Below are 12696 nucleotides of genomic sequence, written 5' to 3'. Positions count from 1 at the left end.
AGCATGGCGGCCAGTGACGTAATGAACCGGGCTCCTTCTCCTCGAGGAGGACCGGATCAGGCAAAAATGGTCCTGACTGGCGCAGCAAGCGCCTTCCCGATGGCCTGCGTGTCCTCGGCACTCAAGTGAACGCCATCGATCGGCGAGGCCTGCGCGACAGTGCCCGCATCGAAAAACGCATGGCCAAGTTCTGCCGCGAGTGCTTCGTAGAGCGGGGCAAGCCGAGCAGATTCTGTGATCCTGCGACCGGCGGCCGGCGTGCCGGAAGGACCGGCCACGCACGGTGGCGGCGCCACGATCAACAATCGCGGGATGGCCGTCCTCGGTTTGTAGGGGAAGGTCTCGACGATCTGAGCCAGCCGGCGCATGCCCGAGACGGCTGGTTCCGCCTGTCCCCCAAAGACCGGCTTCAGATCATTGGTGCCGAGCATGATGATGACGAGGTCGAGTGGCATATGGCTGGCGAGGGCGACCTGAAGCGCCTTGGCACCGTTGCGGCAACTCGGGCCGGTATGATCGTCGTAGCAGGTAGTGCGCCCGCCGAGCCCTTCGCCGATGACGCGTACCTCGCCGCCAAGCTCCCGTCCCAGAACGTCCGGCCAGCGAAATTCTGGCGGATGCCGAAGGGCCGTGGCCGGATCGGCGCCCCAGGTCAGACTGTCCCCAAAGGCCAGGATCGTTTTCATGGCACGTCATCCGATCCGGTTGTTCTCGATGAAGTCGAAGTCGATCTCCTCGCCGAGACCTGGTCGGTCCGGTACATGCACGTAGCCATCGGCATCCATCGGGTCGGATAGAGATTTCAGGTAATCGTGGCCGTCATCGTATTCTAGGAAGGGATGCAGCAGGCCGCGCTCGTACCAGCGGCAGTTCTTGGAGGCGGCGACCACATGCAGGTTCATGGCGGTATTGCCGTGCACCTCGCAGTCCATGCCGAAACATTCCGCCATGCGCATGGTCTTCAGTGCCGGCGTGATGCCGCCGACATCGTTGACGCCGGTGCGCAGGATATCGCAGGCGCCTGCCTTCACCCATTCGGCGCGGTGCCAGTGTTTGCCGGCCGCACTTTCCGGACCGACCACCGGAATGTCGAGATTATCCGCCAGCCATTTGTAGGAGGACATGGACTGCTCATCCATCGGCTCCTCGATCCAGTCGAAGCCGAGCTTTTCCAGCCCGCGGCCAAGCGCCAGCGCATCGGTGCGCGAATACCAGTGGAAGGCATCGATCATCAGCCGGATATCGGGCCCGACGGCCTCACGAACCGCAGCGCAGGCCTTCAGGTCCATCTTCACATCCGGTGCCCAGCTAACCGGCGGCATCCAGGTGTGCAGCTTGATGCCTTTGTAACCGCGCTTGACGAGCGTCTCGGCAAAGCGGCCGTAATCCTCCGGTGTCGCAAGCCCGCCTTCCAACTCATCGCCACACATGATCGACCCGTAAGCAAGGACCTTGTCGCGATAGGCTCCGATCAACTTGTATACAGGTGTGTCGAGCGCGCGTCCGGCCAGATCCCACAATGCGCAATCGACGACGGCGAGCGTGCGGTCGGTCAGCTGCGCCGCCGAACCGCGCTGCCAGTGGGCAAGATCCTGCCACAGCCGCTCGCGATCCCTGTGATCCTCGCCGATCAGAACCTTCTTGACGAATTTTTCGATGACATGCGGACGGACGATTTCCGGCGCCGTAAAGGAATGACCTTCGTGTCCGTCTTCTGTTCGAATGGTCAGCAGGGCCTGTTCGACCTGATGCGGCGGGCCGGGATGTGCATGGCCGGCGCTGTCAGAATGACGGCGCGTGGTGGTGCGGAACCGCCGCACGGAGACATCGGTAATGATCATCGGTATTCCTATTTGCCTACCAGGACAGCAGAGCGATACATGTCAGATAAGTTTAATCATTATCCTGGTATCTTGTCAAATCTGTAATACAGATAATGCCGGATAAGGCTGTGCCGAAGAGGTTTCGTTGTGTGTTGGCTGACGAAGTGGATTGCGTCGCGCTGCCTGCCAAGGAAGTTCCTTGGATAGAAGGCGCTCACCTACGTCTGTCATTGCTCTGTTGCGTAGCCTGAGAGACGTACTTCATGCGTCGAAACCGATGTCTGTGTCGCAGACTTCGGGTGTTTTTTCCAATCTTTCACGGCGCATAATTTGCAATCAGTTGGAATTATCAAATTGAAAAATAGAATTTTTCTCGGTAGTAATAGATAACAACAAAGTTGAGGATGAAGCGTGCTTTGCATTCTGGCCGATGATCTGACGGGTGCGCTCGACTCCGCAGCGCCGTTCGCCGATCGCGGGCTGCGCACCGAAGTCGCGTTGACGCCTAAAGGGCAAACGTCGGCACTGGCCGAGCGCCCCGATGTTTTATCTGTGGATCTGGCCTGTCGCGAGAAAACGGAGCAGGAAACGCGTTCAGTTGCGGCAGATGCCATTCGCGCGCTGCCGGCGGGCACGAGGCTCCTCATCAAGATCGATTCCCGTCTCAAAGGACATGTGCCGGCTCTGCTGGATGTCGTGCCCTTTGCCCAGGCGCTGGTTGCGCCAGCCATCCCGGAGTTCAATCGCGTCGTCCGCAACGGTGCCGTCTGCGGTTTCGGCGTGGACACTCCCATCAACATCGCGACTTCGCTTGGTCGCCACGCCGTCAAATGCCTTATTCCGGATACGGTATCCCAGGCGGACATGGATGAAGCTGTCGCACAGGGCGATCAAGCGGGTGTTGATCTCTTGGTCGGTGCACGCGGTCTTGCTGAAGCGCTTGCGAAAACGTGGAGTGGCAGACAACAGCGAGCTGCGGCGGAAATCCCCGCAGGACGGGCCCTTTTTGTCATCGGCTCGCGCGATCCCATCACGCTGCAGCAGATAGATCACCTAACCAAGGCGGCGGACATCGATGATCGTCGTGCCGAAAATGGGTGCCTGACGAATATTGCGAAGATCGCGGATAGGGTCACTCTTGTTCGAGTTGTCGAGGGGCAGGGCACCTGTTCGGCGGAGGAAGTTTCCCGTCGACTCGCTGACGGCGTTGTGCCGCGGCTGACCGATCAGGTGGAGACTTTGCTCCTGTGTGGCGGCGCCACAGCCGAAGCGGTTCTGCACCGGATGGGCATCCATCGGTTGCGCCTGCTTGGGGAGTGCCTGCCGGGCCTCGGTCTTGCGCAGAGCGGCAGGCACTGCATCATTGCAAAATCAGGCGGTTTCGGGCAACCGAATACGCTGACGGACATCGCAACGACAATTCTCGGGAAGACGGACTGAGATGGGGCTGACAGACGGTGCGGCGCGCAAGGCGCTGCCGGATATCGTGTTCGAGCGGATGCACCGGGCGATCAAGTCCGGCGCCTACAAGCCCGACGAGCGCCTGCCCACCGAGCACGACCTGGCTGCCGAATTCGAAGTTTCGCGCCCCGTCATTCGGGAGGCTCTCCGACGTCTGCGCGATCAGGGTCTGATCTATTCGAGACGCGGTGCGGGCAGTTTCGTGCGGGCTCTCGGGTTGAAGGAGCCACTCGGCTTCGGCCAACTGGAGAACGTGGCTGACCTGCTGAACTGCTACGAGTTCCGCCTGACGTTGGAACCGGCCGCTGCGGCATCCGCAGCGCTGCGTCACGATGGCGGGAACCTTCTTGCCATCCGCCATGCGCTGGAACTGTTGCGCGATGCCACGAACCGTCAGTCACACCGGGAAGACGCCGACTACCAATTTCATCTGGCGATCGCCCGTGCTGCGCAAAACAATTATTTCTATACCGCGATGGAAGCCCTCAAGGACCACATTGCTGTGGGCATGAAGTTTCATGGTGCTTCGGTCAAACGAGAAGCGTCCGGCCTGTCGCGTGTCTTCGCGGAGCACGAAGCGATTGCCGAAGCCATTGCGGCTCGCGAGCCGGAGAGGGCGCGCCAGTTGATGCACGATCATCTGACCGGATCGCGCGAACGTCTCTTCCAGTCGCCGCCGCGGGACTGATGCCGCGGCGACGCGGGGCGTCATCCGCCTTCAGAAAGCAGCCTCATAGATTGCGACGACATCGTCGAGCGACATGTCGATGGGATTGTTATCCATGAGACGGCGAATGGCGTGGGCATCGGCGGCAAAACGCGAAATGTCGCTTCTCTGTGCGCCGTGGCTGGACAATGCCATCTCGATGCCAAGGTTCGTGCAGTAGCCGTAGGCGGCTTCCCGAAGCCTTTGCTGGTTCAGGTCACTGCCGAAGCCGAGCGCCTGTGCGATCTCCGCCGTCTTGCCCGGCACGGCTGGCTGGTTGAACGACAGCACGTGCGGAAAGACGATGGCGTTCGCCAGGCCGTGCGGAAGATGCAGCAGCGTGCCGAGCGGATAGGCGATGGCATGACCTGCCGCCGTGTTGACCGGGCCGAGACAGATGCCGCCGTAGTAGGAGGCGAGCATCATACCCTCACGCGCTTCCGTATCGCTGCCGTCGTTGACTGCGCGGGCAAGGTAACGCCCGACCAGTTGGATCCCCATCCGGGCAAACCCGTCGATCATGGGGTGTGCGCGGCGATTGGTGAAGGCCTCCACACAATGCGCCATGGCATCGACACCGGTTGCCGCGGTCACGGCAGGCGGAACCGAATAGGTCAATTCCGGGTCCAGAACCGCCAGATCCGCAATCAGGTGCGGGCTCTCGACGGCGATCTTGCTGCCCTTGGCGGGATAGGTGATCAAAGAGCGGATACCGGCCTCCGATCCGGTTCCGGCTGTCGTTGCCACTTGCGCCAGGCGGGTGGTACGGCCTGTCACGCGGTTCGGGCCGGCCACTTCGGTAAGTGTCTGCTGGCTATCCCAAAGTGCTGCGACGAGTTTCGCCACATCCATCACGGAGCCGCCGCCAAGCCCGACGACGAGATCAGGCTTCTCCGCGCGCGCAGCCGAGAGGGCGGCGTCGAGGGTCGCGATATCCGGTTCGCCAGGAATGGCGTCAAAGATGCGGATGCGGCCAGAGAGTTGCAACCGTTCGACGAAAGCCGCCGTGATTGGTGTGGCAATCACCAGCGTCGTGCCGACATCGCCTGCCCAGGACCCGACAGTTGCAACGGTGCCCGCGCCGATGGCAAGCTGACGAGGCTGATGAATGGTGATCGGAACGATGGCCATTGGTTACTCCTTGCCGTCTCGACCGGCGACCAGTCTGCGCGCATACGCAATGGCAGACAGCATGTTGCCATGGTTGGCGATTCCCTTGCCGGCAATATCGAAGGCCGTGCCATGATCGACGGAAGTGCGGTCGATCGGCAGGTCTACCGAGACGTTGACGGCGGTATCGAAGGCGACCAGCTTGATCGGGATGTGTCCCTGGTCGTGATACTGGGCAACCACAAGGTCGAAGGCGCCGGAATAGGCGCGGTGGAAGACGGTGTCGGCCGAAATCGGTCCGTGGACGTCGATGCCTTCTGCACGCGCGGCCGCGACCGCGGGTGCGATCTGATCATCGTCCTCAGTGCCGAACAGGCCGTTCTCGCCGCAATGCGGGTTGATGCCGGCAACGGCGATGCGCGGGCGCTCATAGCCGATACGCTTCAAATGCCGGTCGCCGGCCCGGATGGTAGCAAGCACACGATCAGTGGTGGCGCGCCGGATGGCCTCCTGCAGCGAAACATGTGTCGAGACATGGATGACCTTCAACCGGTCCGAAGCGAGCAGCATGTAGGCGGCGGAAGATCCGGTGAGGCTGCGCAGCATTCCGGTATGCCCGTCGTAATGATGGCCAGCCAGGTTCAGCGCCTCCTTGTTGATCGGAGCCGTGACGATGCAGCCGATCGAACCGGCTTCAGCATCCCGCACGGCCTTCTCAATGAAGCGGAAGGCTGCATCGCCGGCAACCGGAGACAGCGTTCCCCAAGCGATCGGCGCGCCCTCGACCGGGAGATCCACCACGTAAGGGGCAAGGTCGATGGAAACGCCGAGGGCCGAGCGGGCCGCCTCCAGCGTTTCGCGATTGCCGTAGATGCGGGTCAGCGCCCGCTCTTCATCCGGCATGTCCGACAGCGCACGTACCGTAATCTCCGGTCCGACGCCGCATGGATCACCCATGGTAATGCCGATGATCCTGCTCATGCCTGTCTCTCCTGTGCAGTGCTTGCCCAGCCGGGGGCAAGATGGACGTATTTGATCGCGCGTCTGTGGTAGGTATAGCTGATGTGAAGCCCGCCATCGGCATCTTCGAGCAGCCATGGATAGGACATTTCCTGATTGCGTCCATCCGTTGAATCATTCGACAGGCAGGTGCCCGGCCCGTTTTCGATCAGAATGCGGAGCGGGAAGCTCAGCCCGCCGTCTTCGGACAGGCAAACTGCAACCGGTGCTCGCGGCACGCCCCAGACCGGGATGCAGCCGCCGGTCGGATCAGCATCCGGGCGATCGTCGTCCACGCCGAGTTCGTCGTATAGCGATGCTCGTCTGTCGGCCGAGGCTGCCGCATTGACCGGATTGCAGATCATCGCGATCCGCCCATCATTCAATCGAATGACGGCGATCGAGGAATTGTTGTTCGGAACATCGGTCGGTTGCGGCGGCGACCAGGTGCGCCCGCCATCTATGCTGTCCGTCCGGTAGACGAAATCGGCTTGGCGGCGCCGAAAGAATGCCGCCTGCCGCTGTCCATCCAGCAAGATCGGGCTCATATGGACGCAGCCGATCGAGTGTGGCAGATCATTCAACATCCAGCTCTTTCCATCGTCCGACGAGACGCCGACGGCCGCTACGTCATGGCTTCCGTTCCACTTCTGGCCGGCTCGTTGCACGCAACGGAAGATCGGCAGGAGCCAGGCTCCATCATCTCGCAGCACCAGCGGCGCGCGGATGAAGCAGCCGCGAGGCAGGTCGAGATAACGGCCTTCGTCTGTCGTCAACCGCGTCGGGTCGGCGGGATCGCGGTGGACCTCCGCCATGCGGATGCGGCACTCATCCTGGTTGCCGGAGGGCTGGGAGGTGTGAAACAGAACCAGGCGACCATCCGGTGCGGAAAACAGAACCGGGTTCTGTTCCGAGTGCGCTGCATCGAAACTCAATTGCTGGGCCGGGCCCCAGGACTCTGCACCGGATGGGAGGATGCTTGCATAGATCGAGATGTCTGACTTTCCCTCCAGCGAACCGCCGAACCAGGCACAGAGCAGCGCGCCATCCTTTGTCGCATGCAGGAAGCTCGCGTGGTTCTGCACCATGGGCGATGGCAGAAGCGCTTCCCGGCGAGTTGCGCGCGCCGCATTGATCGCGCCGGTCATGCCGCTGGCTATGTCTTCAGGTGTCATAAGGCTCTCCTCTCACGGGCGAGGATTGCCGAATTTTCAAAGTTGTCAAGTTTTTATGATATTTTGTGCTCGGAAAAATGTCATTGAACATAAGAATAAACCATTGAAGTAAAACAATTTAATTCGGATTATAAATTTCTTTCGAGATCATGATTGGAAATAAATTGACAAACTTTGTCGGAAAGAAGATGGTTGCGCCATGAACCGCATGGCCGGTCGGCGGGGAGTCTGGGTCGGCCATCAGCACAAGCGGTCCGCGCGGCGCACCTCTTCAGGACATGGTGGTCTGCCGGTAGAACATGGCGATACGTCTCAACTTGGGAGGAGTATGACGTGACGAGATCCTTGATTTCTGGTGCCTTGATGGTTGGCGCCGCATTGTTGTCGAGCCTGTCGCCCGCGCTGGCGGGTTCCGGGCCGATTAAGATCGTGCTTCCCGAGGAGGCCGATCTTCTGGAACCCTGCATGGCGACCCGGTCCAATATCGGTCGTATCATCATGGAGAATGTCAGCGAGACGCTGACGGAACTGGATGTCCGCGGTAAGCAGGGGGTCATGCCGCGTCTTGCGGAAAAGTGGGAACAAAATTCAGATGGAAGCTGGCGCTTCCATCTGCGCAAGGGCGTCAAGTTCTCGGACGGTAGTGCGTTTGGTGCGAAGGACGTTAAGCACAGCATCGATCGCGTGATGAGTGACAAGGTGACTTGTGAGTCGAAGCGCTATTTCGGCGGCATGACGGTGAACGCTGCAGTCGTCGATGACAACACGATCGACATCAAGGTCAATCCGGTTCAGCCGATCCTGCCGCTGCTGATGTCGCTGGTGACGATCGTTCCGGAAAGCACGCCCATGCAGTTCGTGCGCGAACCGATCGGTACCGGGCCTTACAAACTGACGAACTGGACGCCGGGACAATATATCGTTCTGGAAAACCGGGCCGATTATTGGGGCAAGCAGCCGAGCGTGACAAAAGCCACCTATCTGTTCCGCGCCGATCCTTCGGTGCGCGCAGCAATGGTGCAGACAGGCGAGGCGGACCTCTCTCCTTCGATCTCGCAGATGGATGCGACGAACCCGAAGACGGACTTTTCTTATCTCGACAGCGAAACCGTCTATCTCCGCATCGACCAGAATATCCCGCCGCTGAATGACGTCAGGGTCCGCAAGGCGCTGAATCTTGCCATCGATCGCAAGGCCTTCCTCGGAACGCTGGTTCCGGAAGGTGCCGTTCTTGCAACCGCCCTGGTCCCGCCGACGACGCTGGGCTGGAACCCGGATGTCAAGCAGTTTCCCTTTGATCCCGAGGCTGCCAAGAAGCTTCTGGCGGAAGCGAAGGCGGCAGGCGCGCCGGTCGATACGCCGATCACCATCATTGCCCGCAGTGCCAACTTCCCGAACGTCACGGAAATCATGGAGGCCATCCAAGCACAACTGCAGGATGTCGGCTTCAATATCGAGCTGAAGTTCGTTGAGGTGGCCGAGCACGAAACCTATTACTCGAAGCCGTTCAAGGAAGGCCGCGGGCCGCAACTTGTGGCCGCCATGCACGACAATTCCAAGGGTGACCCGTCCTTCTCGATGTTCTTCAAATATGCCTCAAAGGGCACGCAATCCGGCTTCTCCGATCCGAAGGTGGACGATCTCATCCAGCGGGCATCCGCAGCCGTCGGTGAAGAGCGGGCAAAATTGTGGTCTCAGTTGATCGCCTATCTTCATGACGATGTGGTGGCGGACGTGCTGCTCTTCCACATGGTGGGCTATGCCCGTGTCTCCGAACGGCTGGATTTCAAGCCGACGATTGCGACGAATTCGATGCTGCAACTCTCGGAAATCGGCATCAAGTAAGTCAGCGGCGGACCACTGGATATCCGTCAGGCATCCAGGACCGTGCGGCGGCGGGGTTAACCCGCCGCCGGCAACTTTGGGAGGTCGATCATGCTCACGTTCATCCGCAAGCGATCCGTCGCCAGCCTATTCTCGCTGGTCGGATTGATCGTGATGGTGTTTTTTCTCTCCCGCATGACCGGCGATCCTGCCTCGCTTTTCCTGCCGGTCGAGGCATCGGCCGAAATGAAGCAGCAGTTTCGTGAACTGCATGGGTTGAACGACCCTATGCTGGTGCAGTTTGGCCGCTATGTGGGCGACGTGCTGACCGGCGACCTTGGTGAGTCCTATCGCAAGGCGCGTCCGGCGCTGGATGTCGTTCTGGAGGCCTTCGTCTGGACGCTGTGGCTCGCGGTCACCACGATGAGCCTCGTGACCTGCGCTGCCATCGTCGTCGGGTCGCTGGCGGCATTTCGCGCCGGTGGCTTTTTCGACCGCGCCGCGTCGATGCTGTCGCTGATCGGCGCATCCGTGCCGGATTTCTGGCTCGCCATCGTGGCCATCGTCATCTTCTCGATCAATCTTGCCGTGTTGCCGACCTCGGGCACAGGGTCACTGGCCCATTGGGTCCTGCCGATCGCGGTCCTGTTCGTGCGCCCCTTCGGCATCATCGTCCAGGTCGTGCGCGGATCGATGATCACAGCTTTGTCCTCAGCCTATGTGAAGACGGCGCGGGCGAAAGGCGTGCGCTCCGGGCCAATCATCTTCATCCACGCCCTGCGCAACGCCATGCTGCCCGTCATCACCGTCATTGGCGACCAGGCGGCCAGCCTGCTCAACGGTGCGGTGGTCGTCGAGACCATTTTCGGCTTCCCAGGCGTCGGCAAGCTGATGATCGATTCCATCCTGCAGCGGGATTTCAACGTGGTTCTCGCCGCCATCCTCGTGACGGCACTTGCGATTTTCTTCATGAATCTGCTGATCGATCTCGCCTATGCCCTGCTCGATCCGCGCATTCGCCACTGAGGAGGGAAGACCGTGACCGTTTCGTCCACCCGCACCGATAGCCTTTCTGCCGACGAGCCGGCTTTCCTTCGCCGCATGGGACGGATGCTGCTTGCCGACAAGTTTGCGCTGGTGGCGGCCGTGTTCCTGGTGGTCATGGTGGTACTTGCGATAGTCGGGCCTGCCTGGCTGGGAGAGGAGGCGCTCAAGCAGAACCTGCGCGGCCGCAATCTTGCGCCATTCGACTGGTCGCGCGACTGGTTCTGGTGGTTCGGTGCGGATGCGCTTGGTCGTCCTCTTCTTGCCCGCATCATCGTTGCGACGCAGAATACGCTGCTGGTGGCCGCAGGTGCCGTCCTCATTTCGGCGGTCATCGGCACGTTTCTCGGTCTGCTGGCCGGATTTTCGTCACCGCGTGTCAGTCAGGCGATCATGCGTCTGGCGGACGTGATCATGTCATTTCCTTCGCTGCTGATCGCCGTGATCGTCCTTTACCTGTTGGGTTCATCGATCCTCAATCTGATGCTGGTCCTGTCGATCACCCGCATCCCGGTCTATCTACGCACGACCCGGGCGGAGGTTCTGGAAATCCGCGAGCGGATGTTCGTGCAGGCCGCCCGCGTGATGGGCGCCTCCAGCCGGCGCATTCTTTTCCGGCACATCCTGCCGATCGTCTTCCCGACGCTTACCACGCTTGCGACGCTGGATTTCGCCTATGTCATGCTGGCGGAAAGCGCGCTCTCCTTCCTCGGCATCGGCATCCAGCCGCCGGACATCACCTGGGGCCTGATGATCTCGCAGGGGCGCCAGTATCTCACCAATGCCTGGTGGCTGTCCTTCTGGCCGGGGCTTGCCATCATTTTCACCACGCTGTCGCTCAATCTACTGTCGAACTGGCTGCGCATCGCGCTCGACCCGACGCAGCGCTGGCGGCTCGAAATGAGGGGGGAAACCCGTGGCTGAGCATCTGCTTGACGTCCGTGACCTGTCCGTCGAATTCCACACCGCAGCCGGTGTCGTGAAGGCCGTTTGCAATATCTTCTATCATCTGGATCGCGGCGAAACACTTGCCATCCTTGGTGAAAGCGGTTCCGGCAAATCCGTGTCGTCGGCAGCCATCATGAACCTCATCGACACGCCGCCCGGCCGGATCACTTCCGGCGAAATCTATCTCGATGGGGTGGATCTGCTGACGATGAGGCCGCAGGAGCGCCGGGAGGTGAACGGCAAGCGCATTGCCATGATCTTCCAGGATCCACTCAGCCACCTCAATCCGGTCTATACCGTCGGCTGGCAGATCCGCGAGGCGATGACCACACACGGACTTCAGAGCGAAGCAGCCGAGGCGGAAGCACTCCGATTGCTCGGACGCGTCGGTATTGCCGATCCACAGATCGCTCTCAAGAAATATCCGCACCAGTTTTCCGGCGGGCAACGCCAGCGCGTGATGATCGCCATGGCGCTTGCGCTCCGGCCCGATCTCCTTATCGCTGATGAACCGACGACCGCGCTTGACGTGACGGTACAGGCCGAAGTGCTGGCGCTGCTGAAGGAATTGCAGCGGGAGATCGGCATGGGCGTGCTGATCATCACCCACGACCTCGGCGTCGTGGCAGAGATTGCCGACCGGGTGGTCGTCATGGAAAAGGGTGCGCTGGTCGAAAGCGGCACGGTTGGCGATGTCTACAGGAACCCGAAGCATCCCTATACGCGAAAGCTGATCGCGGCCGCCCCTGGTCGGGGTGCGATGCATGAAGACGATCAGAAGGGTGACGTTCTGCTGCGGGTGCGCGATGTGCGCAAAAGCTACGGCGCATTCGAGGCGCTGAGGGGCGTTTCGTTCGACCTGATGGCCGGCCAGACGCTGGCGATTGTCGGCGAAAGCGGTTCTGGCAAGTCCACATTGGCCCGTGTGCTGCTGCGCTTGGAAGAGCCGGATACCGGCTCTGCGCTGTGGCAGGGCAGGGACCTTTTCCGCCTGCCGCCCAGGGAACTTTACCGTCTCCGGCGCGACCTGCAAATGGTCTTCCAGGATCCCAGCCAGTCGCTCAACCCACGCATGACGGTCTTCCAGCTGATTTCTGAAGCCTGGGTGATCCATCCGGACATTCTGCCACGGAGCAGGTGGCGGGAGCGGGTTGCCGAACTCCTGCAGCAGGTGGGGCTGTCACCCGACCACATGCGGCGCTATCCGCACCAGTTTTCCGGCGGCCAGCGCCAGCGGATCGCCATCGCGCGTGCCCTGGCGCTGGAGCCGCGCCTGATCATCTGCGATGAAGCGGTTTCCGCGCTGGACGTTTCCGTTCAGGCGCAGGTCATCGAACTTCTCGACAGGCTTCGCCAGGAAACCGGCATCTCCTTCATCTTCATTGCCCACGATCTGCCGGTGGTGCGCGATTTTGCCGACCAGGTGATGGTGATGCGGAAGGGCCGTATCGTCGAATTGGGCGGAGTCCGCCAGATCTTCGAAGCACCCCGCGAGGCCTATACGCAAGCTCTGCTCGCTGCCAGCCTCGATCCCGATCCGGATGTCCAGGCCAGCCATCGTGCCCGCCGCGCGGCATCGCCGTCCCCCTTGTCAATGGAGTAGCAT

At 61.0% G+C, this 12696-nt stretch carries 11 protein-coding genes; 6 read left to right on the top strand and 5 right to left on the bottom strand.

Annotated features, from left to right (window positions below):
• Nucleotides 1-56 precede the first annotated feature (56 nt).
• Nucleotides 57-686: an SGNH/GDSL hydrolase family protein gene (locus tag OU993_RS18720; RefSeq protein WP_268160050.1), complete on the bottom strand. Its 630-nt coding sequence runs from the start codon at nt 684-686 to the stop codon at nt 57-59.
• A 6-nt stretch (nt 687-692) separates the two neighbouring features.
• Complete coding sequence (locus OU993_RS18715; RefSeq protein WP_268160048.1) at nt 693-1841, bottom strand: mandelate racemase family protein; 1149 nt, start codon at nt 1839-1841, stop codon at nt 693-695.
• Between the two features lie 393 nt (nt 1842-2234).
• Here OU993_RS18715 and OU993_RS18710 point away from each other — a divergent pair, with 393 nt between their 5' ends.
• Both OU993_RS18710 and OU993_RS18705 read left to right on the top strand, forming a co-directional pair.
• Nucleotides 2235-3263: a four-carbon acid sugar kinase family protein gene (locus OU993_RS18710; protein ID WP_268160046.1), complete on the top strand. Its 1029-nt coding sequence runs from the start codon at nt 2235-2237 to the stop codon at nt 3261-3263.
• Nucleotide 3264: 1 nt separating this feature from the next.
• Entirely contained in the window at nt 3265-3972 is a 708-nt protein-coding gene (locus OU993_RS18705) for a FadR/GntR family transcriptional regulator (protein ID WP_268160045.1), read from the top strand.
• 30 nt (nt 3973-4002) lie between these two features.
• Here the strand turns inward: OU993_RS18705 and OU993_RS18700 are convergent, their stop codons facing one another.
• Genes OU993_RS18700 through OU993_RS18690 form a run of 3 tightly spaced genes read right to left on the bottom strand, consistent with a single transcriptional unit; the run spans nt 4003 to nt 7274 of the window.
• Nucleotides 4003-5121, bottom strand: coding sequence for an iron-containing alcohol dehydrogenase (locus OU993_RS18700; protein WP_268160043.1), 1119 nt, complete (start codon nt 5119-5121; stop codon nt 4003-4005).
• Nucleotides 5122-5124: 3 nt separating this feature from the next.
• A complete protein-coding gene (gene pdxA, locus OU993_RS18695; protein WP_268160042.1) occupies nt 5125-6081 on the bottom strand; it encodes a 4-hydroxythreonine-4-phosphate dehydrogenase PdxA in 957 nt (318 codons plus the stop codon).
• Entirely contained in the window at nt 6078-7274 is a 1197-nt protein-coding gene (locus OU993_RS18690; protein WP_268160040.1) for a sialidase family protein, read from the bottom strand. The genes pdxA and OU993_RS18690 overlap by 4 nt, the downstream gene beginning before the upstream one ends.
• A gap of 333 nt (nt 7275-7607) precedes the next feature.
• Here OU993_RS18690 and OU993_RS18685 point away from each other — a divergent pair, with 333 nt between their 5' ends.
• From OU993_RS18685 to OU993_RS18670, 4 genes are all read left to right on the top strand, one after another.
• Complete coding sequence (locus OU993_RS18685; protein ID WP_268160039.1) at nt 7608-9119, top strand: ABC transporter substrate-binding protein; 1512 nt, start codon at nt 7608-7610, stop codon at nt 9117-9119.
• A 90-nt stretch (nt 9120-9209) separates the two neighbouring features.
• A complete protein-coding gene (locus OU993_RS18680) occupies nt 9210-10124 on the top strand; it encodes an ABC transporter permease (protein ID WP_268160037.1) in 915 nt (304 codons plus the stop codon).
• A 75-nt stretch (nt 10125-10199) separates the two neighbouring features.
• Nucleotides 10200-11066 (top strand): ABC transporter permease, encoded by an 867-nt coding sequence (locus tag OU993_RS18675; RefSeq protein WP_442793008.1) that lies wholly within the window; start codon nt 10200-10202, stop codon nt 11064-11066.
• Nucleotides 11059-12693 carry an ABC transporter ATP-binding protein gene (locus tag OU993_RS18670; protein ID WP_268160033.1) on the top strand — a complete coding sequence of 545 codons (1635 nt, stop codon included), beginning with the start codon at nt 11059-11061 and terminating at the stop codon, nt 12691-12693. Before OU993_RS18675 ends, OU993_RS18670 begins: the two co-directional genes overlap by 8 nt.
• Nucleotides 12694-12696 lie beyond the last annotated feature (3 nt).

The sequence above is a fragment of the Rhizobium sp. SL86 genome (assembly GCF_026672545.1).
GTDB lineage: Bacteria > Pseudomonadota > Alphaproteobacteria > Rhizobiales > Rhizobiaceae > Neorhizobium.
Note: the sequence above shows the minus strand (reverse complement) of the source record. Positions and strands in the feature narration are given on the sequence as shown.